Genomic DNA, 26,317 nt, shown 5'->3' on the forward strand with positions numbered 1-26,317 from the left:
AGCCCGCTATGTGTAGCGGGCTTTTTTTATGGCGCCAGCGGCGTCAAATGTTGTCCGGGCGCAAAGTCCCGCCTTCCAGCCAGCGCTGCACGCGCACGATTTCCTGGGCGCGGCCCGCCTCGTCCTTCGGCGGCGGCAAATAGATGTCGGGCATGATGCCGCCCAGGTCCACCTGCAGCTGCGGCAAGCGGGCAGAGCGGGAGGTAGCGTATTGCAGGTGGCGCTGGCCCGACGGCAGGATGTGCAGGCGCATGTTCGAATAATCGAGCGCGCCGTAACTGTTGCGTCCGATCAATTTCACATGAAAACTTTGCCGCGCCGCCAGCAGAAATTCTTCGCAGGAACTGGCGCAGTCGCGGTCGACCAGCACCGCCACGCGTGCCGGCCGGCGCGGCTCCGGCGTTTCCACGCGCGTATAGCTGACGGTGCCGCTGCTTTGCTGCGGCGCGTATTGGCCCGGCTTGACGGTGCGCATCTGCGTCACGGCCTGGGTCGCAAAGGCGGCGCACGCCTGGTCGCCGGGCGCCAGCAGCGCGCAGACTTTTTCCTGGCCGTCGATATTGGCCGGCGTGGACAGCCATTCGGCACCCATCGTGACTATTTCGTCCGAAATGATCCAGGACAACAGCGGCGTATACGTGCTGTCGCTGCCGCCGCCGTTGCGGCGCACGTCGAGGATCCAGTTGGGACGGGCCGCCAGCGCCGTGCGGTGCGTGTCGAGCAGCTTGGCCACGGCGGCGCGGTAGCTGCCGTGAAAGCTGGGTAAGGTCAGGAGCACGGTCGAGTCCGATAATATCTGCAGCGCCGGCTCCTTCGTTAGTGCTGCCTGTCCCGGCGCGGCGGGGCGCGCCGGCGCCGGTTTGGCGATGTCGAGCGCGCTGCCTGGCTTGATATGCAGGTGGCCCTTGCGCCACATGCGTGCATAGTTTTCCAGGATTGCATCGCAGGCCTTGCCGTCGGCCGCGCCGGCCGCCGCCGTGGTGGCCGTGGCCAGCGCCAGGTCGAAATATGCCTGGCCCTTTTGCTCCAGGTGCTGGCGCGCGCCCGTGTCGTTTTCCAGCAGGAAGGGTGCTATGGCGCGCAAGTCCTGCACGCAGGTGTCTCCCGGCGTAGTAGCCGCCGCATGGCTGGCGGCCAGGGTGAGGGCGGCCAGTGCCAACAAGTTCAGTTTCATCGAGGTCTCCAAGTGGGCCAGCGCGTGTGCACCGGTCATTATTGTCGAAATACAATACACGAAAGATTGAGGAAAAAATATCCATTTCGGGTGGCGCCGTGGCTCGTTCGGCAGCCCGCCTGCGGATGGGGCCGGTATGCCGCCAATATGCCGATATCGGCAATTTCCAGCTCATATCCAACAATGCGGCCAAACTTTGTATCGCCAATCCCACGCTTTTGCCTGTTTCGGTTCTGTATTCCCCGATATATGGCATAATCCTTGTGGATCACCGTATGACTTGGTATCACTTGATCACTTAAACAGGCTGTGGCAACGCTGCATAAATCATGATGAAGACGCTTTACGACAAACTTTGGGAATCCCACGTTGTTCGGGCCGAAGATGATGGCACGACAATTCTGTACATCGACCGGCACCTGCTGCACGAAGTCACCAGCCCGCAAGCCTTCGATGGCCTCAGCGTGGCGGGCCGCCAGCCGTGGCGCATTTCCGCCAACCTGGCCGTGGCCGACCATAACGTGCCCACCACCAGCCGGGTCGACGGCATTGCCGACCCGGTCTCGCGCCTGCAGGTGGAAACCCTGGACAAGAACGCCCGGCACTATGGCTTGACCTACTTCAACATGAACGACAAGCGTCAGGGTATCGTGCATGTGATCGGCCCCGAGCAGGGCGCGACCCTGCCCGGCATGACGGTCGTCTGCGGCGATTCGCACACGTCCACGCACGGCGCGTTCGGCGCGCTGGCGCACGGCATCGGCACGTCCGAAGTGGAACACGTGCTGGCCACGCAAACCTTGTTGCAAAAGAAATCCAAATCCATGCTGGTGCAGGTCGACGGCGCCTTGCCGGCCGGCGTGACGGCGAAAGATATCGTGCTGGCCATCATCGGCAAGATCGGCACGGCCGGCGGCACGGGCTACTGTATCGAGTTCGGCGGCTCGGCCATCCGCGCGCTGTCGATGGAAGGCCGCATGACCGTGTGCAACATGGCCATTGAGGCGGGCGCGCGCGCCGGCATCATCGGCGTGGACGACACCACCATCAATTATGTCAAGGGCCGCCCGTTTTCGCCGGCCGGCCCCCACTGGGAACGCGCCGTGGCCTACTGGCGCACCCTGCATTCCGACCCGGGCGCCCGCTTCGACCTCGTCGTCACCCTGAACGCGCAAGACATCGTGCCGCAGGTGACCTGGGGCACGTCGCCCGAGATGGTGATCGGCGTCGATGGCCGCGTGCCGGACCCCGACCAGGAAAAAGACAGCGTCAAGCGCGATGCGATGGAAAAGGCGCTCGTCTACATGAACCTCAAGCCGAACACGGCCATCGAAGACATCCGCATCGACAAGGTCTTCATCGGTTCCTGCACCAATTCGCGCATTGAGGATTTGCGCGCGGCCGCGGCCGTGGTGCGCGGCAAGTACCGCGCCTCGAACGTCTCGCTGGCGCTGGTGGTGCCCGGTTCCGGCCTGGTGAAAGACCAGGCGGAGCGCGAGGGACTCGACCGCATCTTCAAGGATGCCGGTTTCGAATGGCGCGAGCCGGGCTGCTCCATGTGCCTGGCCATGAATGCGGACCGTCTGGAGCCGGGCGAACGCTGCGCGTCCACGTCGAACCGCAACTTCGAAGGCCGGCAAGGGCAGGGCGGGCGTACCCACCTGGTGTCGCCCGCGATGGCGGCCGCGGCGGGTATCGCCGGCCACTTTGTCGACGTGCGGGGCTTGCGATGACGGCAGGGACTGGTGCCGCTGGTTTACACTAGCGTTCCCAGTCCCTTACTTACTATCAAGAAATCATCATGAAAAAACTCTTCGCCCTCCTCATCGCCACCGTCATCTTGTCTGGCTGCAACACCGTCTCCGGCATCGGCCGCGATGTGCAGAAAGTCGGCCAGGTTGTCACTGGCGCCGGCGGAAAATAAACCGCGACGTGCCGGCGCCCTGCGCCGCGCGTCTTACCGAGTAGAAACAGCATGGATAAATTTACGATTTACGAAGGCCTGGTCGCCCCGCTGGACCGCGCCAACGTCGACACCGACGCGATTATCCCGAAGCAATTCCTGAAATCGATCCACCGCAGCGGCTTCGGCCCCAACCTGTTCGACGAATGGCGCTACCTCGACCATGGCGAACCGGGCCAGGACAACAGCCGCCGTCCGCTGAACCCGGAGTTCGTGCTCAACGAGCCGCGCTACCAGGGCGCCTCGATCTTGCTCACGCGCAAGAATTTCGGCTGCGGTTCTTCGCGCGAACACGCGCCGTGGGCGCTCGATCAATATGGCTTCCGCGCCATCATCGCGCCCTCGTTCGCCGACATCTTCTTCAATAATTGCTACAAGAACGGCTTGCTGCCCATCGTGCTGTCGGAAAGCCAGGTCGAGCACCTGTTCAATGAAGTCAAGGCTTTCCCCGGCTTCAAGCTGGTGGTGGACCTGGAGCAGCAATGCGTGCGCACCAGCAACGGTTCCGTGTCGTACCCGTTCGAGATCGACGCCTTCCGCAAATATTGCCTGATGAATGGGCTCGACGATATCGGCCTGACCCTGCGCCACGCGGACGATATCCGCGCCTTCGAAGAGCGTCATTTGAACAATCAGCCCTGGCTCGCCAACGTCATCTAATCGATAAAAATATGAAAATTGCAATCTTACCCGGCGACGGCATCGGTCCTGAAATCGTCGCGCAAGCCGTCAAGGTCTTGAATGTGCTGGGCGAATCGTTCGAGCTGGAAAGCGCGCCCGTGGGCGGCGCCGGCTATGCGGCCCATGGCCACCCGCTGCCGGAAGGCACGCTGGCGCTGGCCAAGGCGGCCGATGCCGTGCTGTTCGGTGCCGTGGGCGACTACCAGTACGACAATCTGGAGCGTCAGTTCCGTCCCGAGCAGGCGATTTTGGGCCTGCGCAAGAACCTGGGCCTGTTCGCCAACCTGCGTCCGGCCATTCTGTACCCGGAACTGGCGGGTGCCTCGACCCTGAAGCCGGAAGTGGTGTCGGGCCTGGACATTTTGATCATCCGCGAATTGACGGGCGACATTTATTTTGGCCAGCCCCGCGGCGTGCGCGAGTGCCCGGACGGCCCGTTCAAGGGCCAGCGCGAAGGTTACGACACCATGCGCTATGCGGAAGGCGAAATCCGCCGCATCGCCCACGTGGCTTTCCAGGCGGCGCAAAAGCGCGACAAGCGCCTCACCAGCGTGGACAAGGCGAACGTGCTGGAAACGTTCCAGTTCTGGAAAGACATCGTCATCGACGTGCACAAGGAATACCCGGATGTTGCGCTCGATCATATGTATGTCGATAACGCGGCCATGCAGCTGGTGCGGGCGCCGAAGAAATTCGACGTCATGGTGACCGGCAACATGTTCGGCGACATCTTGTCGGACGCGGCCGCCATGCTGACGGGTTCGATCGGCATGCTGCCGTCGGCCTCGCTGGACGCCAACAACAAGGGCCTGTACGAGCCATCGCACGGTTCGGCGCCCGATATCGCGGGCAAGGGCATCGCCAATCCGCTGGCGACGATCTTGTCGGCCGCCATGATGCTGCGCTATTCGCTCAACCGCGAAGAGCAGGCAAACCGCATCGAAACGGCCGTGAAGCAGGTGCTGGCGCAGGGCTTGCGCACGGCCGATATCCATGAAGCGGGCACGACTTTGGTCGGTACCGAGGCCATGGGTGATGCAGTTGTAAAAGCACTGGGATAAAATAGTCTAATGACGGCAGTCGCCGTCTCATCTTGAGGAATGGTAATGAAATTAGTTGGCTTGGTAGGTTGGCGCGGTATGGTCGGTTCGGTCCTGATGCAGCGCATGCAGGAAGAGGGCGATTTCGCCCACATCGAACCGGTGTTTTTCACCACCTCGAACACGGGCGGCGCGGCGCCGGCCATGGCGAAGAATGAAACCATCCTCAAGGATGCCAACAACATCGCCGAACTGTCCAAGTGCGACATCATCATTTCCTGCCAGGGCGGCGACTACACGAGCGCCGTCTTCCCGCAGCTGCGCGCAGCGGGCTGGAATGGCTACTGGATCGATGCGGCCTCGACCTTGCGCATGGAAAAAGACGCCGTCATCGTGCTCGACCCCGTCAACCTGCACGTCATCAAGGATGCGCTGGGCAAGGGCGTCAAGAACTATATCGGCGGCAATTGCACCGTGTCGTGCATGATGATGGGCCTGGGTGGCCTGTTCCAGCACGACCTGATCGACTGGATGACGTCGATGACGTACCAGGCGGCATCGGGCGGCGGCGCGCAGCACATGCGCGAACTGCTGACGCAATTCGGCACCATCAACGGTTCCGTCAAGGCGCTGCTGGACAACCCCGCTTCCGCCATCCTGGAAATCGACCGCCAGGTGCTGGCCACCCAGCACAGCTACTCCCCGGATGAAATCAAGCAATTCGGCGCGCCGCTGGCCGGCAACCTGATCCCGTGGATCGACAAGGACCTGGGCAACGGCCAGTCCAAGGAAGAGTGGAAGGCCGGCGCGGAAACCAACAAGATCCTGGGCCGCGGCATCGATTTCGGCACGAAGGAAATCCCGGTCGACGGCCTGTGCGTGCGCATCGGCGCCATGCGCTGCCATTCGCAAGCCTTGACCATCAAGCTGAAAAAAGACGTGCCGCTCGATGAAATCAACGACATCATCGCCAGCAACAACCAATGGGTGAAATTCGTGCCGAACACGCGCGAAGCGTCCGTGCGCGACCTGTCGCCGGCAGCCGTCACGGGCAGCCTGACGATTCCCGTCGGCCGCGTGCGCAAGATGAGCATGGGCGGCGAATACCTGTCCGCGTTCACCGTGGGCGACCAATTGCTGTGGGGCGCGGCCGAGCCGCTGCGCCGCATGCTGCGTATTTTGTTGGACGCATAACGGCAATTAATTGCTGATCCAGATCAAGCCGGGGCTGTTTTACCGGCTTTTTTTTCGTCCTGAGCCCGTCAAGGCTCAACCATGCGGAGCTTGCATAGCTCTGGGCATGATGATATGTTGATACCTCTGGAAAAGTAACAGTTTTCCCATGTCAACTAAGATGCCGCCAACTATGCCTGTACACACTCGTCCCCGGGTCGCCTCCCTTGCCATTAAAACACTCAGCAGCGCTGTCGCCTGTGCGGTGTTATTGTCACCGGCGGTATCCGCAGCCGAGCTGGGCAAGATCACGGTGCTGTCCGCCGCCGGCCAGCCGCTGCGCGCCGAGGTCGAATTATCGGCCGTCAAGCCAGGTGAGGCTTCGAGCCTGCTGGCCAAGCTGGCGCCGCCGGACGCCTACCGCCAGGCCAACGTGGAATTCAATCCCGCCCTGAACGCGTTGACGTTTGCCGTGGAAAACCGCAACGGCAAGTCCTTCATCCGCATCAGCTCGGCGCAACCGGTGGCCGAACCCATGGTCGACCTGCTGCTGGAGCTGAGCAGCAAGAGCGGCCGCCAGGTGCGCGAATATGCGTTCGTGCTCGACACGCCCGAAGCGCGCCAGACGCGCGGCGCGCAAGTGACGGCGCCGGTCGAGCCAGGCAAGGCCAAGCCGGCCGCCGCCGAAGCGCCCGCGCCGAAGAAGGCGGCAGGCGAATACAAGGTCAAGGCGGGCGACACACTGAGCCGCATCGCCAGCGAACTGAAACCGTCGGGCGTGTCGCTCGACATGATGCTCGTCGCCCTGTACCGTGCCAATCCCGACGCCTTCAAGGGCGAGAACATGAACCGCATGCAGGCCGGGCGCATCCTGGCCGTGCCGGGTGCGGATACCGTGCGCGCCACCGGCGCGGCTGAAGCGAAGGGCATCGTGACGGCGCACGCCATCGATTTCGACGCCTACCGCAACAAGCTGGCAGGCCAGGTGTCGCAAAGCAAGCCGGCCAAGGCCGCGCAAGCGACGCAAAGCACGGCCGGCAAGATCGGCCCGACCAAGGTGCAGGAAAAACCGACGGCCGTGAGCGAGTCGCAAGACAAGCTGAAACTGTCGAAAGCGGAGCCGGCAGCCAAGTCGGCTGGCAAGAGCGCCGTTGCCAGCGAAGAAGACAAGATCGCCAAGGCGAAGCAGGTCGATGAAGCGGCCGCCCGCGTCAAGGAACTGGAAAAGAACGTCAGCGACCTGGAAAAGTTGATGGCGGTCAAGAGCAAGGCCATGGCCGACAAGAGCGCGCCAGCACCTGCCAAGCCGGCCGAGACTGCTGCCAGCGCTGCGGCCAGTGCCCCTGCCAGTGCCGTGGCCAGCGCGCCCGCCGAAGCGCAGCCGCCCGTGCCGAAGGCCAAGCCCGTGCCGCTGGTGAAGAAGCCATCGCCGCTGGAACCGACCTTCGCCGACAAGATCAGCGACCACCTGGGCGCCATCGGCATCGGCCTGGCCGCGCTGCTGGCCGCCGTGGCCGCGCTGGTGATCGCGCGCCGCCGCAAGGAGACGCCGCCGCCCGCCGAAGATATCGCCCCCGTGTTCGAGCCGGAAGCGCCAGTGGCGCCGCCGGCCGGCCTGGCGCCGGAAGATCAGCAGTCCGAAGCGAGCAACCACCTGTTCGGCACGGGCGCCGCCGCTGCCGGCGTGGCCGCCGCAGCGGGTGCCAGCATGCTCGACGCGAATGAAACGGATCCCGTCGCCGAAGCGGACGTGTATATCGCCTACGGCCGCGATGGCCAGGCGGAAGATATCCTCAAGGAAGCCTTGCGCATCCACCCCGAGCGCCATGCCGCCCGCTTGAAGTTGCTGGAAATCTATTCGGCCCGCAACGACGTGCGCGCGTTTGAAGACCAGGCCAGCGAGCTGTACAGCCTGACGCGCGGCCAGGGCGAAGAGTGGCCGCAGGCGGCCGCGCTGGGCCTGGCGCTCGATCCTTCCAATCCCTTGTATGGCGATACGGAAGACGACGCCGTCGTCAGTCTGAGCAAGGCTGCCGGCGACGACTTGCATGGCCAGAGCATGGACTTGCCGGACGATTTGTCTACTCCTGCGCCGCTGGCTGACCTGGCGCCGGCCGAACCGGTGTCCTCCGTGGCGGCCCGCGACGCGCGCGATCCGCTCGATTTTGACCTCGACAGCCTCGATTTCGAACCCGTTTCCACCAGCGACCCGATCGTCATGCCGGGGCCGGACAGCAAGCCTGTTTCTGCCGCGCAGGATGCGCACGATGTGCACTATGACGCCAGCATGGATTTCGGCCTGGACCTGGAGCCGCCAGCCGGTCCCGTGAACGGCGTGGGTGCCGGCCTGACGCCGTTGCCTGATCCGCTGAAGGACGTCGACCTGGCCCATTTCGACCTCGACGAGCCTGTCGCGCCCGCTGCCGCGCCGGTGGCGGCGGCCGAGCCTTCCATCGACAGCCTGTTTGACGATGCGCAAACGCCCGCCACCTTGCCGGAAGCCATACCGCCGGCGCAGGAATTCGACCTGTCCGGCATCGACCTGGACCTCAACGATGGCAAGACGGCCAGCGTGGGCGTGGACGACCCGCTGTCGGCCATCCACATGGAAATGGATACCAAGCTGGACCTGGCGATCGCTTACCAGGAAATCGGCGACAAGGAAGGCGCGCGCGAGCTGATCGATGAGGTCATCAAGGGTGGCAGCGAAGAGCAGGTGAAGAAAGCGAATACCATGAGAGCTTTGCTGAGCTAAGCACCTGATACGACGTCCATGGCTGCGTTGCACGGTCTCGCCGTACTATTCGTACTGTCTTCGACCGCGCGCCTTGCCCTGAACGCCGTCTCAGGCGCTTGTGTGGCCGGAAGGCGGGGCCGCCTTTGCGCCGGTATAATGCTTCGATGCAAAATATTACGACAGCAACGCCATTGAAGCGTATCGTCCTCGGCCTGCAGTACGACGGCACGGCCTGGCACGGATACCAGAAGCAGGAAGACGGGCAGACGGTGCAGGACCAGCTGGAAAACGCGCTGGAACAGTTTGCCCGCGTGCGCCTGGCCACCACCTGTGCCGGCCGCACGGACACGGGCGTGCATGCGCTCGAGCAAGTCGTGCATTTCGATACGGAATTGAACCGCGACGTGCACTCGTGGGTGCGCGGCGTCAACGCCTTCCTGCCGAAATCCATCGCCGTGCGCTGGGCCAAGGAACTCGAAGGCGATCCGACGGTCAATGACTTCTTCCACGCCCGTTTCAGCGCGCGCGCGCGCACCTATCATTATGTGTTGTATAACAACGCTACCCGTTCGCCGCTGGTGGAAGGGCGTGCCGGTTTCTTTTTCCGTCCGCTGGACGTGGAACTGATGCGGCAAGCCGTGCAGCCGCTGCTGGGCTGGCACGATTTCACGGCCTTCCGTGCCGCGCAATGCCAGGCCAAGTCGCCTGTCAAGCTGATGCATGACATCCGCATCGAGCGGCGCGGCGATTGCGTGATTTTTACGATTACAGCCAATGCCTTCCTGCACCACATGGTGCGCAACCTGGTCGGTTCGCTCGTCTACATCGGCACGGGACGCGAAAAACCGGACTGGCTCGGGCACTTGCTTGAAAGCAAGGATCGTCATGCGGCTGCGCCCACGTTCATGCCGGACGGCTTGTACCTGGCGCAGATCGATTACGATCCGAAATGGGCCTTGCCGCAAGACAGCAGCAGCGCATTGCCTTGGTTTTGATCTGCATCAACAAAGGATAGCCATGCCTCGCACACGCATCAAGATCTGCGGCCTGACCCGCGCCGAAGACATCCAGGCCGTCGTGGCGGCGGGCGCCGACGCCATCGGCTTCGTGTTTTATCCGAAAAGCCCCCGTTACGTCACGCCGCAGCAGGCGGCCAGCCTGATCGCGGCCATGCCGCCGTACGTGACGACGGTGGGCCTGTTCGTCAATGCCACCGTGGACGAGGTGAGGGCCACCAGGGCCGTGGCGCCATTGTCTCTGCTGCAATTTCATGGCGACGAGACGCCCGAACACAGCGCCGCGCTCGCTGGCGCCGTGAATACGCCGTTTACGCAAGTGTTCCGCGTCAAACCCGACACCTCCTTTGAAGATTTGCTAGAATACGAACAGCGCTATCGCGCCGCCAGTCCCTTGTTTTCGAGTCTTTTGCTCGATACCTATGTGGATGCCTACGGTGGCGCAGGAAAGGTATTTGATTGGTCCCTCATTCCAAAAGAACTCGCGCCTCGGGTCGTTTTAAGTGGTGGCTTGAGCGTACAAAACGCGACTGACGCAGTGGTGCGCGTGCGCCCTTACGCCGTCGACATCAGCAGTGGTGTCGAAGCGTCCAAGGGCATCAAGGACGCGTCCCGTGTCCGCGCGTTTATCGCCGCGGTGCAGGATGCCGATGCCATCATTGCCAGAGGAAACAACCATGAATGACCACACCACCGCGCCCGGCGCAGCCGCCGCATTGTTCCACGCCACCGATTACCCGTTTCCCGACCTGCGCGGCCACTTCGGCCCGTACGGCGGTTCCTTCGTTGCCGAAACGCTCACGCATGCGCTGGCCGAACTGAAGGAAGCGTATGCACGCTACAGCGTCGATCCGGAATTCCTCGAAGAATTCCGCTACGAGCTCAAGCATTTCGTCGGCCGTCCGTCGCCGATCTACCACGCCAAGCGCTGGTCCGAACTGGCGGGTGGCGCGCAAATCTATTTCAAGCGCGAAGACTTGAACCACACGGGCGCGCACAAGATCAATAACGTCATCGGCCAGGCCCTGCTGGCTAAGCGCATGGGCAAGCCGCGCATCATCGCCGAGACGGGCGCCGGCCAGCACGGCGTGGCCACGGCCACCATCTGCGCCCGCTTCGGCCTCGAATGCGTGGTCTACATGGGCAGCGAAGACGTCAAGCGCCAGGCGCAGAACGTGTACCGCATGAAATTGCTGGGCGCCACCGTCGTGCCCGTCGAATCCGGCTCCAAGACCCTCAAGGATGCGCTGAACGAAGCCATGCGCGACTGGGTCACGAATATCGAAAACACCTTTTATATCATCGGCACCGTGGCCGGCCCTCATCCGTATCCGATGATGGTGCGCGACTTCCAGTCCGTGATCGGCGAGGAATGCCTGGTGCAGATGCCTGAAATGACGGGCCGCCAGCCCGACTACGTGCTGGCCTGCATCGGCGGCGGCTCGAACGCCATGGGCATCTTTTACCCGTATATCGACCAGAAAGACGTGAAACTGATCGGCGTGGAAGCGGCCGGCGAAGGCCTGGACACGGGCAAGCACTCGGCCTCGCTGACGGCCGGTTTCCCGGGCGTGCTGCACGGCAACCGCACCTACCTGCTGCAGGATGAAAACGGCCAGATCATCGAGACGCATTCCGTCTCGGCCGGCCTCGACTATCCCGGCGTAGGCCCGGAACATGCGTGGCTGAAGGATTCGGGCCGCGCGCAGTATGTGTCGATCACGGATGAAGAGGCGCTGCAGGCGTTCCACGATTGCTGCCATATCGAAGGCATCATCCCGGCCCTGGAATCGTCGCACGCGCTGGCTTACGCGGCCAAGCTGGCGGCCACCTTGCCGAAAGATAAAATTGTATTGGCCAACCTGTCGGGCCGCGGCGACAAGGACATGCATACCGTGGCGGAACGCATGGGACTCAATTTCAGCTAAACAGCTGAAAAATCCCGCGCAGGTCGGATGAGCGCATAGCGCGCCATCCGACATCTCTCACCGATAACACGAAAGCTCGCCATGTCCCGTATCTCCGCCACCTTTGCCAACTTAAAATCCAACAACAAGACCGCCCTGGTCACTTTCATCACCGCCGGCGACCCCGGCCCTGACGCCACCGTGCCCCTGATGCACGCGCTCGTCGAGGGCGGCGCCGACGTGCTGGAACTGGGCGTGCCGTTTTCCGACCCCATGGCCGAAGGCCCCGTCATCCAGCGCGCCTGCGAACGGGCCTTGAAATTCAATGTCGGCATCCACGACGTGTTCGGCTATGTGCGCCAGTTCCGCGAAACGAACCAGACGACGCCCGTGGTGCTGATGGGCTATGCGAATCCCATCGAGCGCATCGGCAGCGCCGCATTTATTGATGCAGCGCAAGCGGCCGGCGCCGATGGCGCCATCGTCGTCGACTATCCGCCGGAAGAATGCGAGGAATTCGCGGCCGCCATGCGTGCTGCGGGCCTGGACCTGATCTTCCTGCTGGCGCCCACCTCGACCGAAGAGCGCATCGCGCAAGTGGCCAAGGTTGGCGGCGGCTTCAGCTATTATGTGTCGCTGAAAGGCGTCACAGGCGCCGGCAACATTGATACGGAACAGGTGGCAGAGCGCCTCGCGGCCATCCGCCAGCATGTAAAATTGCCTATCGGCGTGGGCTTCGGCATCCGCGATGGGGCCACGGCCAAGGCCGTTGCCAAGGTGGCCGATGCCGTCGTGATCGGCAGCCGCATCATCCAGGAGATTGAAAATGCCCCGGAAGGCGGCGCCGTCGACGCCGTGCGCAGCTTTACGGCAGGCATCCGCGCCGCACTGGACGCCTGAGCAAGCTTGCCGTTTACGCAATATGCGTTGGCGGCAAAGTTCGACAGCCCGGCGATAAACGGCTACACTTCGGCCACTGATTTGCCTGTTATTGTGCAATAGATAAAATTTTTGGTGGCGCCCTGCGGGACGTCGCCGTTTACCGTCTGCCGGGGGCGTCCACCGACGCTACCCCTACAAGGGCCCAAGGAGAAAATATGAGTTGGTTGGAAAAACTGCTGCCACCGCGCATACAGCGTTCTGATGCTGCCGCGCGCAAGACCATGCCGGAAGGCCTGTGGGTCAAATGCCCGTCGTGCGAAGCCGTGCTGTACCGTACGGACCTGGAATCGAATTTGCACGTGTGCCCGAAATGCGATCACCACATGCGCATCCGCGCGCGTGAACGCCTCGACAGCCTGCTCGACGCGGGCGGCCGCTATGAAATCGGCCAGGAAATCCTGCCTGTCGATACCCTGAAGTTCAAGGACAGCAAGAAATATCCGGACCGCCTGAAATCCGCCATGGAAGCGACGGGCGAGACGGATGCGATGGTCGTCATGGGCGGCGCCATCATGAGCCTGCCAGTGGTCGTGGCGTGCTTCGAATTCGAATTCATGGGCGGCTCCATGGGCTCCGTCGTGGGCGAGCGCTTCGTGCGCGGCGCGCAAATCGCGCTGGAACAGAAAGTGCCGTTCATTTGCATCACCGCCACCGGTGGCGCGCGCATGCAGGAAGGCTTGCTGTCCCTGATGCAGATGGCGAAAACCACGGCCATGCTGACCAAGTTGTCGGAAAAGAAATTGCCATTCATCAGCGTGCTGACCGACCCGACCATGGGCGGCGTGTCCGCCTCGTTCGCCTTCATGGGCGACGTGGTCATTGCTGAACCGAAAGCGCTGATCGGCTTTGCCGGCCCCCGCGTGATTGAAAACACCGTGCGCGAAAAACTGCCTGAAGGCTTCCAGCGCGCCGAGTTCCTCGTCACCAAGGGCGCCGTCGACATGATCGTCGACCGCCGCAAGATGCGCGAAGAAATCGCTCGTCTGCTGGCCTTGTTGCAAAACCAGGCCGTCGAAGTCTTGGCGTAACGCCAACGTAACAGGCCGGGCGGTGTCCGCAGGACACGCCCGGTTGCCACGCCACACCATCTCCGCGCCTCGCGTACTGTCTCCTCATCAAGAAGTCTCCCATGCACAAGCTCCCCACCACCTTGCCGGACTGGCTCGCCATGCTGGAAGCCCGCCATTCGGAAACCCAGATCAACATGGGCCTGGACCGCGTGCAAGCCGTCAAGGCGCGCATGCAGCTGGCGTTTACTTGCCCCGTGATCATGGTGGCGGGCACGAATGGCAAGGGTTCCACCTGCGCCATGCTGGAATCCGTGCTGTTGCGTGCCGGCTACAAAGTGGGGCTGTACATCAAGCCGCACTTTCTCGATTTTAACGAACGCGCCCGCGTGCTGGGCGAGATGGCCAGCGACGAACAGATCGTCGCCAGCTTCAACGCCGTCGAGGCCGTGCGGGGCGACACGCCGCTCACGTATTTCGAATTCACCACCCTGGCCATCCTGCACCTGCTGTCGCAGGCCAAGCTGGACGTGGCCATCCTGGAAGTGGGCCTGGGCGGGCGCCTCGACGCCGTCAACGTGATCGATGCGGACGTGGCCATCGTCACCAGCGTCGATATCGACCACACGGATTACCTGGGCGACACGCGCGAAGCGATCGGCTTTGAAAAGGCGGGCATCTTCCGCCCGGGCAAGGCGGCCATCTGCAGCGATCCCGTGCCGCCGCAATCCCTGATCGACCATGCCGAGGCCATCGGCGCCGACCTGTGGCTGATGGGCCGCGATTTCAATTATTCGGGCGACAAGCAGCAGTGGAACTACGGCGGACGCGAGCAGCGCCGCAATTCGCTCGCGTATCCAAGCTTGCGCGGCGCCAACCAGATCCTCAACGCGACGGCCGTGCTGGCCGCGCTGGAAGTGCTGAAGCTGAAACTGCCCGTGGGCGCGCAGGAAGTGCGCACGGGCCTCGTGACGGTGGAGCTGCCGGGCCGCTTCCAGGTCTTGCCTGGCCGCCCCAGCGTGATCCTTGATGTAGCGCATAACCCCCACGCGGCGTCGGCGCTGAACCAGAACCTGGGCAATATGGGTTTCCACCCGTACACCTATGCCGTGTTCGGCTCCATGCTGGACAAGGATATCGATGGCGTATTGGCCGCGATGAGCGAACACGTCGACCACTGGTGCCTGACGGGCTTGCCTTCGCCGCGCGCGGCCACGGCTTCCGAGCTGGCCGCCAAGGTGCAGATCATGCTGGAAGATAAGCCCGACAGCAGTGAGCATACTGTATCTATTTTCGATGATCCGGCACAAGCTTTTGCAAATGCAATGAGCCGGGCCGGTGAGAATGATAGAATTGTGGTCTTTGGTTCTTTCCTCACCGTTGCCGGCGTGATGAAGGCCCGAAAATCCTCACTTCACTGAAACGCACTCGACTGAAAATCACGCATGGGCTTGTTCTCGAAACTGTTTAAAAACAAGCAAGAATCCTCTGGCGAAGACAGCGGCTTTTATGTCCCTGGCGAAGCACAGTCGCCGACCCGCAAACGCGCCGCCAACACCTCCGGTGGCGGCGGATCGCGCCGTGGCGGCAAGGAAGCGCCGGATCCGGTCTTGCCTGAAAAAAAGCGCGCACGCCGCCGCCTGGTCGGGGCCATCGCCCTGGCCCTGGGCGTGGCTGTCGGCTTGCCGATGCTGCTCGATTCCGAGCCGAAGGCGCCGTTCAACGATATCGCCATCGATATTCCGTCGAAGGAAAAGGCCGTAGCGCCTGCACCGGCACCCGTGCCGGCCGTTCCGGCCCGGGCCGCATCGAATGGCCTGGACCAGTCCGAGGAAATCGTCGACGCGCCCCTGCCGCCTGCGGCCAAGCCGACGCAGGCACCGGCACCCGTGCTGGCCGCCGTCCAGCCTGCGCCGGTCAAGCCAGCCTACGTGGAACCGAAACCCGAGCCCAAGCCGGTCAAGGTGGAACCAAAACCGGAACCGAAGCACGAAACCAAGCCGGAACCCAAGGCCGAGCCGAAACACGAGTCCAAGCCTGAACCCAAGCATGAAGTAAAACCGGAAGCCAAGCCCGAGACTAAGCCTGCCAAGCCGGCGCAATCGGCCGACGATGCCGCGCGCGCGCTGGCCATCCTGGAAGGCAAGCCGCAGGACAAGCCACAAGAGAAAGCGCACGACGCCGGCAGCGGCAAGTTCGTGGTGCAGGTGGCGGCGCTGGCGACGCAGGACAAGGTTGACGAATTGCAGGACAAGCTGCGCGAAGCGGGCATCAAGTCATACACGCAGAAAGTCTCCAGCCCGGCGGGCGAACGTATCCGCGTGCGCGTGGGACCGTTCGGCAGCCGCGAAGACGCCGAAAAGACCCGCGCCAAGCTGCAAAAGCTGGGCCTGGGCGGCAGCCTGGTACCGGCGTGATGTTGCAAGGCTGAACGGGCGTGACGATCTTCGATTACCTGGTGCTGTTCGTGCTGGTGACGTCCGTGCTGATCAGCATGATGCGCGGCCTGGTCAAGGAAATACTGTCACTGGTCAGCTGGGTCGTGGCTTTTGTCATTGCCAATGCCTATGGCGCCACCCTGGCGAAATTCCTGCCGGAAGCCGTGCCGGGCGAAGCCATCCGTTTGTTGCTGGCTTTCGTGGTGCTGTTCATCGGTGTGCGTATTTTGATGGGATTGCTGTCCATGACGGTCGACGCGCTGGTCAAGGTGACGGGCCTGAGCCTGGCCGACCGCACCCTGGGCAGCCTGTTCGGCGTGGCGCGGGGCCTTGTGATCGTGCTGACCGCCGTCATCTTGTGTGGCATGACGTCCATACCGCAGCAGCCATTCTGGAAAAACGCGCAGCTCAGCCCGCTCGCGGAGCAGGGCGCGCGCGCCATCAAGCCTTATCTGCCTGCCGCTTACGCGCAGCATGTGAAATTTTGAATTTTTTTAAAATCAGTAGCACAGTTTAGGAGCACACCATGTGTGGCATCGTCGGCGTCGTTTCCCATCAACCTGTCAATCAATTGCTCTATGATGCATTGTTGCTCCTGCAACATCGCGGTCAGGACGCGGCAGGGATTGCGACCAATCACAGCAGTATGTTTTCCATGCACAAGGCCAATGGCCTCGTGCGTGACGTCTTCCGTACGCGCAACATGCGTTCGCTGCAAGGCACGACGGGCATCGGCCATTGCCGCTACCCGACGGCCGGTTCGTCGAGCGAAGAGGAAGCACAGCCGTTCTATGTGAATGCGCCGTTCGGCATCACCCTGGCGCACAACGGCAACCTGACCAACTGGGAACAGTTGAAGCTGGAAATGTTCAAGAACGACCGCCGCCACATCAACACCGATTCCGATTCGGAAGTGCTGCTCAACGTGCTGGCGCATGAAATCCAGGAAGCGACGACGGGCCTGAACCTGGACCCGGAAGCCATCTTCAAGGCTGTCACCGTGCTGAACCGCCGGGTCAAGGGCGGCTACGCTGCCGTGGCCCAAATCGCCGGCGTGGGCTTGCTGGCCTTCCGCGACCCGCACGGCATCCGTCCGCTGTGCCTGGGCATCAATGAAACGGAGCAGGGTCCCGAATACCTGATCGCTTCCGAATCCGTGGCCCTGGAAGGCATGGGCTTCCGCTTCGTGCGCGATATCGGTCCCGGCGAAGCCGTCTTCATCGATGCTGACAAGCAATTGCACAGCGCCCAGTGCGCCGACAATGCCAGCCTGAACCCGTGCGTATTCGAATTCGTCTACCTGGCCCGTCCCGATTCCGTCATCGACGGCGCCTCCGTGTACGCCACGCGCCTGAAAATGGGCGAATACCTGGCCGAAAAGATCCGCGCCGAATTGCCTGGCGTACATATCGACGTGGTCATGCCGATTCCCGATTCCTCGCGTCCGGCCGCCATCCAGCTGGCCATGGCGCTGAACATCGAATACCGCGAAGGCTTCATCAAGAACCGCTACATCGGCCGCACCTTCATCATGCCGGGCCAGGCGGCGCGCAAGAAGTCCGTGCGCCAGAAGCTCAACGCGATTCCGTCCGAATTCAAGGATAAAGTGGTGCTGCTGGTCGACGATTCCATCGTGCGCGGCACCACCAGCCGTGAAATCGTGCAGATGGCGCGCGAAGCGGGCGCGACGAAGGTCATCTTCGCTTCGGCCGCGCCACCGGTGATTTACCCGAACGTGTACGGCATCGACATGCCGACGCGCGACGAACTGATCGCCTACGGCCGCACGACGGAAGAAGTGTGCCGTGAAATCACGGCCGATTACCTCGTGTACCAGGATATCGGCGCGCTGAAACAGGCTATCGCCGACGTCAACCCGGCTCTGACCAACTTCGAGGCTTCGTGCTTCGATGGCGTGTACGTGACGGGCGACGTATCGCAGGAATACCTGGACCGCCTGGAATATGCGCGTCACCATCCGAAGGCGGCAGCGCCCGAAGATACGCCGCGTTCCCAGCTGAACCTGAACCTGGCGACAACAGAAGCATAAGTAAGCTGCCCGGCCGATGCCGGGCATTTTTTTCTCCGCGATCATGAACGATAAAAAAAACTACGGCTTTACCACCACCATCCTGCATAACGACCGCCGCAAGGGCATCGAACATGGCTCCCTGCACAAGCCCGTGCACACTTCCGTTGCCTTTGGTTACGCCGATGCGCGCCAGCTCGCTTCCGTGTTCCAGGGCAAGGAACCGGGTTTCCGCTATGGCCGCCAGGGCAATCCGACCGTTTCCGCGCTGGAAGACAAGGTCAACAAGATGGAAGACGGCGTGGCGACCCTGTGCTTCGCCACCGGCATGGGCGCCATCGGTGCCGTGGTGCAATCCTTGCTGCGCGCGGGCGACCATGTCGTGTCGTCGGCCTTTTTGTTTGGCAACACCAACAGCCTGTGGCAAACGGTGACGGGGCAGGGCATCGCCGTGTCGTTCGTCGACGCCACCGATGTGGCCAATGTGGCGGCCGCAATCACGCCGGCCACGCGGATTGTTTTCGTGGAAACTATTGCCAATCCGCGCACGCAGATCGCCGACCTGAAGAAGATCGGTGACTTGTGCCGCGAGAAGGGCATCCTGTACATCGTCGACAATACGATGACGACGCCATACCTGTTCCGTCCCAAAGCCGTGGGCGCGGGCCTGGTGGTCAATGCCTTGACGAAATCCATCGGCGGCCACGGCAATGCGCTAGGCGGCAGCTTGACGGACACGGGCGTGTTCGACTGGACGCAGTATCCGAACATTTTCGAGAATTACAAGAAGGCGGCGCCCGCACAGTGGGGCATCGCGCAAATCCGCGCCAAGGCCTTGCGCGACTTCGGCGCGTCCCTGGGGCCGGAAGCGGCGCACCATATCGCCGTCGGCGCGGAAACCATGGCCTTGCGCATGGACCGCACCTGTTCGAACGCCCTGGCGCTGGCCACCATGCTGCAGGCGGACCCGAGAGTGGCGGCCGTGCATTACCCGGGCCTGGCGTCGCACCCGCAGCACGCGCTGGCGACGGACTTGTTCCGCAGCTATGGCTCGCTGTTCAGCTTTGAATTAAAGGACGGCATCGACTGCTTCGATTTCCTCAATCGTCTCAATCTTGCCATTCCCGCCAGCAACCTCGGCGACACGCGCACCCTCGTCATTCCCGTCGCCCACACGATTTTCTACGAAATGGGTGCCGAGCGGCGCGCCAGCATGGGCATCGCCGAGTCGCTGATCCGCGTCTCCGTCGGCATCGAGGATGAGGCCGATTTGCTGGACGACTTCAAAAACGCGCTGGACGCCTAAACAGCCGCGCAGCATATAAAAAGGGCCGCAACAGTCATGCTGTTGCGGCCCTTTTTACATGCGGTGGTTCAATGCCAGCTGCGCATCAAGCCGACAGCCAGCCCTTCCAGGGCAAACTCATCTTCCGGCGACACGGTAATCACCTTGAAGTCCGGGTTTTCCGGCAGCAATTCGATGACGGAACCCGTCTTCTTGTAGCGCTTGACTGTGACTTCGTCGCCGATGCGGGCCACGACGATCTGGCCATTCTTGGCGCTGTCGACCTTCTTGACGGCCAATAAGTCGCCATCCATGATGCCGGCGTCGCGCATGGACCAGCCGCGCACCTTCAGCAGGAAGTCGGGCTTGGCCGAAAACAGGGCCGGGTCCACGTTGTAGCTCGCTTCCAGGTTTTCCTGCGCCAGGATGGGCGAACCTGCTGCTACCCGGCCGATCAGGGGCAGCGACATCAGCAGCGCTGCCGGCACCTTCGATGGCAGCGCTTCGGCGGCGGCGCCGATCAGGCGGATGCCGCGCGAGGTGCCGGGTGAAATCTCGATCGCGCCCTTGCGGGCCAGGGCCTGCAAATGCTCTTCGGCCGCGTTGGCCGATTTGAAACCCAGTTCATTGGCGATTTCGGCACGGGTGGGAGGGAAGCCCGTGTTTTCAATCGCGTCCTTGATCAGGTTCAGGATTTGTTCTTGTCGTGCTGTCAGCTTGATCATGAGCGGTGGGTGCATACTAAAATGCTGTCTATATGAACAGTCTGTATTTTTGTACAGTATCGCCCACTATGCAAGGGGATTTCCGTGTTTTAGGCGAATTTCGCAAGAAATACTTGTCCACGGGCGGAAAGCACGGTGGCGCGCGGGCTTTTCGGGCCCATGTGGAAGGAATGATTGAAACGTTTGCAAAAGGCGGTTATAATCTTCGGCTGACCTTCCCACACCCGTCTTGACGCCGGGGTGGGCGATTATCAATCCGACCTGAAGGAGTTTGCATGCGTCATTATGAAATAGTCTTTATCGTCCATCCGGACCAAAGCGAGCAAGTGCCCGCGATGATCGAACGCTACAAAGCCAGCGTAACCACCCGCGGCGGTTCGGTTCACCGCGTGGAAGATTGGGGCCGCCGTCAAATGGCTTACTCGATCCAAAAGCTGCCTAAAGCACACTACATCTGCCTGAACATCGAATGCGACAACGAGACCCTGGTCGAGTTGGAAACAGCATTCAAATTCAATGATGCCGTGTTGCGTCACCTGACCGTTAAAATGAAGAAAGCTGAAACAGCTCCTTCGCCGATGATGAAATCGGTACAACGCGAAGACGCGGCCAAAAGCCACCGCACCGAAGCACCAGCAGCCGCTCCAGCCGCAGCAGCAGCTTAATTCTTGACCAGGATCGTGCGCTGAACCAGCTACAAGTAACCGCCATCATTGCCGAGCGCGAAATATTGCGCTATACCCCGGCAGGGTTGCCGATTGTGAATGCAGTATTGCAACACAGTTCGCAGCAGATGGAAGCAGGGATTGCCCGTTTGACCGAGTTTGATGTTGCCGCGCTAGCCGCTGGCGAAATCTCAGGCCGGTTCAGTCAGGCAAACTTGGGCGGGGTGTATCAGTTCACGGGTTTCCTGGCCAGGAAGAGCCGCAACAGCAAGAGTTTGGTGTTTCACATCATTGATTTTAGTGCAGTCAATTCTGACTAGCGCATTTTAGATACAGGAGCCTGACATGGCATTCGGTAAAAAGTTCGACAAAAATAAGCTCAAGCTTAAAGAAAAACGCAAACAGCAAAACCCGTTGTTCAAACGCAAGAAGTTCTGCCGCTTCACCGCAGCTCACGTTGAGCAAGTCGACTACAAAGACGTCGACACGCTGAAAGACTTCGTCCAAGAAAACGGCAAGATCATGCCAGCACGCCTGACCGGTACCAAAGCGCACTACCAGCGCCAAGTTGACACCGCAATCAAGCGCGCTCGCTTCCTCGCGCTGCTGCCATACACCGATCTGCACCACGCTTAATCGGTCAGATATTCCTGGAGAAGAACTATGCAAATCATTCTGTTAGAAAAAGTTGTTAACGTCGGTAACCTCGGCGAAGTCGTCAAAGTCAAAGACGGTTACGCACGTAACTTCCTGATCCCGCAACGCCTGGCACGTCGTGCTACGGCAACCGCTGTGGCTGAATTCGAAGTCAAGCGCGCCGAACTGGAAAAAGCTGCTGCCGCTAAACTGGCCGCATCGCAAGCCCAGGGCGAAAAACTGAGCGGCCTGACCGTTCAAGTTGCTCAAAAAGCTGGTGTTGATGGCCGTCTGTTCGGTTCCGTCACCAACTTCGACATCGCTGAAGCGCTGACCAAGCAAGGTTTTGCTGTTGAAAAAGCACAAATCCGCATGCCTACCGGCCCGCTGAAGATCGTTGGCGAGCACAACGTTTCGGTTGCTCTGCATACCGACGTGGTTGTGGAAGTTGTTATCGCTGTCGTTCCAGACGCGAACGCGTAATCGTCTGCGGGCCTGGCCCGCAAGCGTTGCCGCACTATGAAAAGCCGGGTTCGCCCGGCTTTTTTGTGGCCTTTTTTTCGCTCAATTTCAGCCCTTTATTTTTGCCAGCACGCCGAAGCGGGTATAATTCGCGCCATGAACGCCCCCTCTGATCCGCAACTGGATTCCCTCCGTATTCCGCCGCATTCGATCGAAGCAGAACAATCCGTTATCGGTGGTCTGCTGCGCGACAATGCCGCATATGACCGCATCGCCGACTTCATGCATGCGGAGGATTTCTATCGCTATGACCATCGCATCATCTTCGAGCAAATCGTCAAGATGGTTAACGCTTCCAAGCCAGCCGATGTCATTACTGTTTTTGAAACCCTGACCCAGCTCGGCAAGGCCGATGATGTGGGCGGACTCGCTTACCTGAACGCCATGGCGCAAAACACGCCATCGGCCGCGAACATCCGGCGCTACGCCGAGATCGTGCGCGACCGCGGCGTGCTGCGTAAACTCATCACCGTCGCCGACGATATCTCCGGCACGGCCTTCAGCCCGCAGGGCAAGGAAGTCAAGCAGATGCTTGACGAGGCCGAATCGAAGATTTTCGCCATCGCCGAAGAGGGCGCGCGCGGCGCCCAGGGCTGGACCGCCATCCAGCCCCTGCTGACGCAAGTGGTCGAGCGCATCGACGAACTGTACAGCCGCGACAATCAGAGTGAAATCACGGGCGTGCCCACGGGTTTCATCGACCTCGACCGCATGACCTCCGGTCTGCAGCCGGGCGACCTGGTGATCGTGGCGGGCCGTCCGTCGATGGGCAAGACGGCGTTTTCCGTCAACATCGGCGAAAACGTGGCCATCGACAGCGGCTTGCCCGTGGCCGTGTTCTCGATGGAGATGGGCGGCGCCCAGCTGGCCATGCGTATGCTGGGCTCCGTCGGACAGCTCGACCAGCATCGCCTGCGCACGGGCCGCCTGAACGACGAAGACTGGCCGCGCCTGACGAATGCGATCCAGAAGATGAACGACGCGCAGTTGTACATCGATGAAACGCCGGCCTTGAATTCCATCGAGTTGCGCGCCCGATCGCGCCGTTTGTCGCGTCAATGCGGCAAGCTGGGCCTGATCATCGTCGATTACTTGCAGCTGATGTCGGCCAATACGCCGGGCGACAACCGCGCCACGGAGATTTCCGAGATTTCACGGGGCTTGAAAGGCCTGGCGAAAGAACTCGGTTGCCCCGTGATTGCGCTGTCCCAGCTGAACCGCTCGCTGGAGCAACGCCCGAACAAACGTCCTGTCATGTCCGACTTGCGCGAATCGGGCGCTATTGAGCAGGATGCCGACGTGATCCTGTTCATTTACCGCGACGAGGTGTATAACCCCGACTCGCCGGACAAGGGAACGGCCGAAATCATCATCGGTAAACAACGTAACGGTCCAATCGGCAGCATCCGCCTCACCTTCATGGGGCAGTACACCAAATTTGGCAATTACAGTGGTGGCCTGGCGCTTTACCAAGGCGACTAACACAGCAGCACTGATATTCCATTGGCCGCCCCTTCATCAAAAGGGGCGGCTTTCTGTAGTAAATAACACGACTCAATGCTTAACGGAGAATGACATGTTTGGACGCTTGATGCCCACTGAGGGCAAGTTTTTTGAATTGTTTAACCAGCACGCGGAATTGTGCGTCAAGGGCGCCAAAGAGATGCTCGGCCTGATGACCAATTTCGATGACCTGGAAAACCGCGTGCATGCGATCGAAAGCATCGAGAAACAGGCGGACAAAGTCACCTACGCCACCGTGGAAATGCTGCACAAGACCTTCATCACGCCGATCGACCGCGATGACATCCATCAGCTGATCACGCGCCAGGACGATATCCTCGACCTGCTGGAAGATGCGGCGCAAACCGTCTCGCTGTACGACCTGAAGGCCGTCACGCCGGAAGCCAAGCGCTTGGCCGAACTGGTACTGGCCTGTACCGAAAAAGTGCGCGACGCCGTCGCCATGCTGCACAACATGGACAACTCGCGCAAGATCGTCGCCATCTGCGAAGAGATCGACCGCCTGGAATCGGACGCCGACCACGTGATGCGCGCCGCCATGTCCAAGCTGTTCCGCGACGAGCCGGACGTGCGCAACCTGATCAAGCTGAAAGCGATCTACGAAATTCTGGAAACCGTGACCGACCGTTGCGAAGATGTGTCCAATATTATCGAAGGCATCATCGTCGAAAACGCGTAAGCGTTGGGCCTGTCCTGAACCAGAATCAGAAAAGAAACTACAATGACCATACAAATCAGCATCTACGTGCTAGGCCTGTTGATCGTCCTCGCACTGCTGTTTGACTTCATGAACGGCTTCCACGATGCCGCCAACGCGATCGCCACGGTGGTCTCGACGGGCGTATTGAAACCGCAGACCGCGGTTGCCATGGCCGCCACGTTCAACTTCGTCGCCATCTTCGTGTTCCACCAGCTGACCGTGGCCGCCACGGTGGGAAAGGGGACCATTGACCCGGCGGTGATCGACCAGTACGTGATCTTCGGCGCGCTGATGGGCGCCATCTTCTGGAATTTGTTTACCTGGTACTACGGGATTCCTTCGTCGTCCTCGCACGCGCTGATCGGCGGCTTGGTGGGCGCCGCCGTCGCCAAGTCCGGCACGGGCGCGCTGGTCGCGGCCGGCCTGTGGAAAACGGTGGCCTTCATCGTGATCGCACCGGTGCTGGGCTTTGTATTCGGTTCCATCATGATGCTGCTCGTGTCGTGGATCTTCGTGCGTTCGACGCCGCGCAAGGTCGACAAGTGGTTCCGCCGCCTGCAGCTGGTATCGGCCGCCGCCTACAGCCTGGGTCACGGCGGCAACGATGCGCAAAAAACCATCGGCATCATCTGGATGCTGCTGATCGCCGCCGGCTACTCGAGCGCGGCCGATGCCATGCCGCCGATGTGGGTCATCATCTCGTGCTACACGGCCATCAGCTTCGGCACCCTGTTCGGTGGCTGGCGCATCGTCAAGACCATGGGTCAGAAGATCACCAAGTTGAAACCGGTCGGCGGCTTCTGCGCCGAAACGGGCGGCGCGATCACCCTGTTCGTCTCGACGGCGCTGGGCATTCCCGTGTCGACCACGCACACCATCACGGGCGCCATCGTCGGCGTCGGCTCGTCGCAAAAAATGTCGGCCGTACGCTGGGGCGTGGCGGGCAATATCGTCTGGGCCTGGATCTTCACGATTCCCGCGTCGGCCTTCGTCGCAGCAGTCGCGTGGTGGATTGGCCACCACATCATGTAATGGATAGCCAACGCCAGTAAAAAGGGAGCCTCGCGGCTCCCTTTTTTTATGCGCCGGCCAGTTCCACCGTCAGCCCCTCGTAGGCAAGGAACACTTGCAGGCCATTGAGGCGGCTGCTGTAGCGCCCCATCACGTCGGCAAACACGGCTTCGAGCTGCTCGTCGCTGCGGGTCGGTTCGTGGTGGGTGCAGTACAGGCGCCGCGCGCCGCAGCGCAGGGCGAGGTCGAAGGCGGCGTCGAAGGTGCCGTGGCCCCAGCCCTGCTTGCCCGGGTATTCCTCGCGCGTGTACGAGCAATCCATGATCAGCGCATCGACGCCGGCGACCAGCGCGTCGATGCCGGCCTGGCGCTGCGCATTGCGCGCCGCGCAGGCCGCGTGCTCGGCATGGCCGGGCGGATGCAGGTTGTAGAACGGTTCATGGTCGCCGCTGAAAAACAGCGCGGCGCCGCCGCAGTCGATGCGGTAACCGAGATTGACGACAGGGTGGTTCATTTCCGCGCCGCGCACGCGCGCGCCACCCACCTCGACGGCTTCGCCGGGCGCCAGGGTGTGGTACTCGATGCTGGCCGCCATGGCCGCTTCGCTGACAGGAAAATAGCTGCCTTGCAGCTGCACCGCCATCACGTGCTCGATGCCGCGCCCGCTGATGGCGTCAAAGGCGCCATGCAGGCGCATGCGGTTGCCGGCCACGAACAGGGGCGAAAACATGGGCAGGCCGTGGATGTGGTCCCAGTGGCTGTGCGTAATGAAGACGTGCGCGTCGACGGGCTCGCCCGGCGGCAGTTGCTGCGCCAGCGAGAAGATGCCGCTGCCCGCATCGAGGATGATCAGGCTATCGTTGTCGGTGCGTACTTCGATGCACGTGGTGTTGCCGCCATAGCGCGCCGTGCGCGGGCCGGGAGAGGGGATGGAGCCGCGCACGCCCCTGAACGTGAATTTCATTCAGTACCTTGTTACGGTGTAATTATTGTTGATTCTATTCTAATTAATGAGATTGGCGGCAACATTTATGCGTGTTGCAATACGGCAAGTTATTTCAATTTGTTGCAACTAAGTAATGTACAGTGCGCAGGGTGGCCGTTACACTGGCGCTTGCCGACTTCCCCTTTTTTGCTTGCCC

26 protein-coding genes are annotated in these 26,317 nt (G+C 61.5%); 23 read left to right on the forward strand and 3 right to left on the reverse strand.

All coding sequences use genetic code 11. The features are described from left to right. Positions 1–43 precede the first annotated feature (43 nt). Complete coding sequence (locus O3301_RS08730; protein ID WP_305056147.1) at positions 44–1,174, reverse strand: S41 family peptidase; 1,131 nt, start codon at positions 1,172–1,174, stop codon at positions 44–46. A 329-nt stretch (positions 1,175–1,503) separates the two neighbouring features. Between O3301_RS08730 and leuC the strand changes: the two genes are divergently transcribed. The 16 genes from leuC to O3301_RS08810 all read left to right on the forward strand — a co-directional run bounded on the left by leuC (position 1,504) and on the right by O3301_RS08810 (position 19,413). Further along, positions 1,504–2,907 (forward strand): 3-isopropylmalate dehydratase large subunit, encoded by a 1,404-nt coding sequence (leuC, locus tag O3301_RS08735; protein ID WP_289904070.1) that lies wholly within the window; start codon positions 1,504–1,506, stop codon positions 2,905–2,907. 68 nt (positions 2,908–2,975) lie between these two features. Further along, positions 2,976–3,098 (forward strand): entericidin A/B family lipoprotein, encoded by a 123-nt coding sequence (locus O3301_RS08740; protein ID WP_010400408.1) that lies wholly within the window; start codon positions 2,976–2,978, stop codon positions 3,096–3,098. Positions 3,099–3,149: 51 nt separating this feature from the next. Further along, positions 3,150–3,797, forward strand: a complete 648-nt coding sequence (gene leuD / locus O3301_RS08745; protein WP_251350427.1) for a 3-isopropylmalate dehydratase small subunit — start codon at positions 3,150–3,152, stop codon at positions 3,795–3,797. A gap of 11 nt (positions 3,798–3,808) precedes the next feature. Continuing rightward, positions 3,809–4,879, forward strand: a complete 1,071-nt coding sequence (gene leuB / locus O3301_RS08750; RefSeq protein WP_305056148.1) for a 3-isopropylmalate dehydrogenase — start codon at positions 3,809–3,811, stop codon at positions 4,877–4,879. Positions 4,880–4,924: 45 nt separating this feature from the next. Further along, positions 4,925–6,052: an aspartate-semialdehyde dehydrogenase gene (gene asd, locus O3301_RS08755; protein WP_305056149.1), complete on the forward strand. Its 1,128-nt coding sequence runs from the start codon at positions 4,925–4,927 to the stop codon at positions 6,050–6,052. 244 nt (positions 6,053–6,296) lie between these two features. Next, on the forward strand, positions 6,297–8,786 hold the full coding sequence (locus O3301_RS08760; RefSeq protein ID WP_305056150.1) for a FimV/HubP family polar landmark protein: 2,490 nt from the start codon (positions 6,297–6,299) through the stop codon (positions 8,784–8,786). A gap of 173 nt (positions 8,787–8,959) precedes the next feature. Continuing rightward, positions 8,960–9,763 (forward strand): tRNA pseudouridine(38-40) synthase TruA, encoded by an 804-nt coding sequence (gene truA, locus O3301_RS08765; protein WP_070260513.1) that lies wholly within the window; start codon positions 8,960–8,962, stop codon positions 9,761–9,763. Between the two features lie 22 nt (positions 9,764–9,785). After that, positions 9,786–10,469 (forward strand): phosphoribosylanthranilate isomerase, encoded by a 684-nt coding sequence (locus O3301_RS08770; protein WP_305056151.1) that lies wholly within the window; start codon positions 9,786–9,788, stop codon positions 10,467–10,469. Next, positions 10,462–11,712 carry a tryptophan synthase subunit beta gene (gene trpB / locus O3301_RS08775; RefSeq protein WP_289898564.1) on the forward strand — a complete coding sequence of 417 codons (1,251 nt, stop codon included), beginning with the start codon at positions 10,462–10,464 and terminating at the stop codon, positions 11,710–11,712. Before O3301_RS08770 ends, trpB begins: the two co-directional genes overlap by 8 nt. 81 nt (positions 11,713–11,793) lie before the next feature. Further along, complete coding sequence (gene trpA, locus O3301_RS08780; RefSeq protein WP_251350432.1) at positions 11,794–12,591, forward strand: tryptophan synthase subunit alpha; 798 nt, start codon at positions 11,794–11,796, stop codon at positions 12,589–12,591. A 197-nt stretch (positions 12,592–12,788) separates the two neighbouring features. Next, positions 12,789–13,661 carry an acetyl-CoA carboxylase, carboxyltransferase subunit beta gene (accD, locus tag O3301_RS08785; protein ID WP_010400390.1) on the forward strand — a complete coding sequence of 291 codons (873 nt, stop codon included), beginning with the start codon at positions 12,789–12,791 and terminating at the stop codon, positions 13,659–13,661. Between the two features lie 101 nt (positions 13,662–13,762). Continuing rightward, positions 13,763–15,061 carry a bifunctional tetrahydrofolate synthase/dihydrofolate synthase gene (gene folC, locus O3301_RS08790; RefSeq protein WP_305056152.1) on the forward strand — a complete coding sequence of 433 codons (1,299 nt, stop codon included), beginning with the start codon at positions 13,763–13,765 and terminating at the stop codon, positions 15,059–15,061. A 24-nt stretch (positions 15,062–15,085) separates the two neighbouring features. Next, on the forward strand, positions 15,086–16,057 hold the full coding sequence (locus O3301_RS08795) for an SPOR domain-containing protein (protein WP_305056153.1): 972 nt from the start codon (positions 15,086–15,088) through the stop codon (positions 16,055–16,057). Between the two features lie 20 nt (positions 16,058–16,077). Further along, positions 16,078–16,566, forward strand: a complete 489-nt coding sequence (locus O3301_RS08800) for a CvpA family protein (RefSeq protein ID WP_251350435.1) — start codon at positions 16,078–16,080, stop codon at positions 16,564–16,566. Between the two features lie 38 nt (positions 16,567–16,604). Continuing rightward, positions 16,605–18,128, forward strand: a complete 1,524-nt coding sequence (gene purF / locus O3301_RS08805) for an amidophosphoribosyltransferase (protein WP_034783451.1) — start codon at positions 16,605–16,607, stop codon at positions 18,126–18,128. Positions 18,129–18,171: 43 nt separating this feature from the next. Further along, positions 18,172–19,413, forward strand: coding sequence for a cystathionine gamma-synthase family protein (locus tag O3301_RS08810; protein ID WP_289916660.1), 1,242 nt, complete (start codon positions 18,172–18,174; stop codon positions 19,411–19,413). 68 nt (positions 19,414–19,481) lie between these two features. Here O3301_RS08810 and lexA read toward each other — a convergent pair whose 3' ends face one another. Beyond that, positions 19,482–20,117, reverse strand: a complete 636-nt coding sequence (lexA, locus tag O3301_RS08815; RefSeq protein WP_034783454.1) for a transcriptional repressor LexA — start codon at positions 20,115–20,117, stop codon at positions 19,482–19,484. Between the two features lie 275 nt (positions 20,118–20,392). Between lexA and rpsF the strand changes: the two genes are divergently transcribed. From rpsF to O3301_RS08850, 7 genes are all read left to right on the forward strand, one after another. Next, entirely contained in the window at positions 20,393–20,782 is a 390-nt protein-coding gene (gene rpsF / locus O3301_RS08820; protein WP_034750499.1) for a 30S ribosomal protein S6, read from the forward strand. A 20-nt stretch (positions 20,783–20,802) separates the two neighbouring features. Then, on the forward strand, positions 20,803–21,102 hold the full coding sequence (gene priB, locus O3301_RS08825) for a primosomal replication protein N (RefSeq protein ID WP_034750494.1): 300 nt from the start codon (positions 20,803–20,805) through the stop codon (positions 21,100–21,102). A 25-nt stretch (positions 21,103–21,127) separates the two neighbouring features. Further along, a complete protein-coding gene (gene rpsR / locus O3301_RS08830) occupies positions 21,128–21,418 on the forward strand; it encodes a 30S ribosomal protein S18 (RefSeq protein WP_010400024.1) in 291 nt (96 codons plus the stop codon). Positions 21,419–21,445: 27 nt separating this feature from the next. After that, a complete protein-coding gene (rplI, locus tag O3301_RS08835; protein ID WP_034783456.1) occupies positions 21,446–21,901 on the forward strand; it encodes a 50S ribosomal protein L9 in 456 nt (151 codons plus the stop codon). 135 nt (positions 21,902–22,036) lie between these two features. Further along, on the forward strand, positions 22,037–23,422 hold the full coding sequence (locus tag O3301_RS08840; protein WP_034750488.1) for a replicative DNA helicase: 1,386 nt from the start codon (positions 22,037–22,039) through the stop codon (positions 23,420–23,422). Positions 23,423–23,516: 94 nt separating this feature from the next. After that, positions 23,517–24,143, forward strand: a complete 627-nt coding sequence (locus tag O3301_RS08845; RefSeq protein ID WP_010400015.1) for a DUF47 domain-containing protein — start codon at positions 23,517–23,519, stop codon at positions 24,141–24,143. A 42-nt stretch (positions 24,144–24,185) separates the two neighbouring features. Beyond that, a complete protein-coding gene (locus O3301_RS08850; RefSeq protein ID WP_034783457.1) occupies positions 24,186–25,196 on the forward strand; it encodes an inorganic phosphate transporter in 1,011 nt (336 codons plus the stop codon). A gap of 46 nt (positions 25,197–25,242) precedes the next feature. Here O3301_RS08850 and O3301_RS08855 read toward each other — a convergent pair whose 3' ends face one another. Further along, positions 25,243–26,139 carry an MBL fold metallo-hydrolase gene (locus tag O3301_RS08855; protein ID WP_305056154.1) on the reverse strand — a complete coding sequence of 299 codons (897 nt, stop codon included), beginning with the start codon at positions 26,137–26,139 and terminating at the stop codon, positions 25,243–25,245. Between the last annotated feature and the right edge of the window lie 178 nt (positions 26,140–26,317).

Origin of the sequence: Janthinobacterium sp. SUN211, from assembly GCF_030587315.1 — a bacterium.
In the GTDB taxonomy this organism is placed as follows: Bacteria; Pseudomonadota; Gammaproteobacteria; order Burkholderiales; family Burkholderiaceae_D; genus Janthinobacterium; species Janthinobacterium kumbetense.

Bases quoted from the DNA above. Each gene is read 5' to 3' on its own strand.
- O3301_RS08730 (WP_305056147.1), bottom strand. From the start codon at position 1,174: ATGAAACTGAACTTGTTGGCACTGGCCGCCCTCACCCTGGCCGCCAGC.
- leuC (WP_289904070.1), top strand. From the start codon at position 1,504: ATGATGAAGACGCTTTACGACAAACTTTGGGAATCCCACGTTGTTCGG.
- O3301_RS08740 (WP_010400408.1), top strand. From the start codon at position 2,976: ATGAAAAAACTCTTCGCCCTCCTCATCGCCACCGTCATCTTGTCTGGC.
- leuD (WP_251350427.1), top strand. From the start codon at position 3,150: ATGGATAAATTTACGATTTACGAAGGCCTGGTCGCCCCGCTGGACCGC.
- leuB (WP_305056148.1), top strand. From the start codon at position 3,809: ATGAAAATTGCAATCTTACCCGGCGACGGCATCGGTCCTGAAATCGTC.
- asd (WP_305056149.1), top strand. From the start codon at position 4,925: ATGAAATTAGTTGGCTTGGTAGGTTGGCGCGGTATGGTCGGTTCGGTC.
- O3301_RS08770 (WP_305056151.1), top strand. From the start codon at position 9,786: ATGCCTCGCACACGCATCAAGATCTGCGGCCTGACCCGCGCCGAAGAC.
- trpB (WP_289898564.1), top strand. From the start codon at position 10,462: ATGAATGACCACACCACCGCGCCCGGCGCAGCCGCCGCATTGTTCCAC.
- trpA (WP_251350432.1), top strand. From the start codon at position 11,794: ATGTCCCGTATCTCCGCCACCTTTGCCAACTTAAAATCCAACAACAAG.
- accD (WP_010400390.1), top strand. From the start codon at position 12,789: ATGAGTTGGTTGGAAAAACTGCTGCCACCGCGCATACAGCGTTCTGAT.
- folC (WP_305056152.1), top strand. From the start codon at position 13,763: ATGCACAAGCTCCCCACCACCTTGCCGGACTGGCTCGCCATGCTGGAA.
- O3301_RS08795 (WP_305056153.1), top strand. From the start codon at position 15,086: ATGGGCTTGTTCTCGAAACTGTTTAAAAACAAGCAAGAATCCTCTGGC.
- purF (WP_034783451.1), top strand. From the start codon at position 16,605: ATGTGTGGCATCGTCGGCGTCGTTTCCCATCAACCTGTCAATCAATTG.
- O3301_RS08810 (WP_289916660.1), top strand. From the start codon at position 18,172: ATGAACGATAAAAAAAACTACGGCTTTACCACCACCATCCTGCATAAC.
- lexA (WP_034783454.1), bottom strand. From the start codon at position 20,117: ATGATCAAGCTGACAGCACGACAAGAACAAATCCTGAACCTGATCAAG.
- rpsF (WP_034750499.1), top strand. From the start codon at position 20,393: ATGCGTCATTATGAAATAGTCTTTATCGTCCATCCGGACCAAAGCGAG.
- rpsR (WP_010400024.1), top strand. From the start codon at position 21,128: ATGGCATTCGGTAAAAAGTTCGACAAAAATAAGCTCAAGCTTAAAGAA.
- rplI (WP_034783456.1), top strand. From the start codon at position 21,446: ATGCAAATCATTCTGTTAGAAAAAGTTGTTAACGTCGGTAACCTCGGC.
- O3301_RS08840 (WP_034750488.1), top strand. From the start codon at position 22,037: ATGAACGCCCCCTCTGATCCGCAACTGGATTCCCTCCGTATTCCGCCG.
- O3301_RS08845 (WP_010400015.1), top strand. From the start codon at position 23,517: ATGTTTGGACGCTTGATGCCCACTGAGGGCAAGTTTTTTGAATTGTTT.
- O3301_RS08850 (WP_034783457.1), top strand. From the start codon at position 24,186: ATGACCATACAAATCAGCATCTACGTGCTAGGCCTGTTGATCGTCCTC.
- O3301_RS08855 (WP_305056154.1), bottom strand. From the start codon at position 26,139: ATGAAATTCACGTTCAGGGGCGTGCGCGGCTCCATCCCCTCTCCCGGC.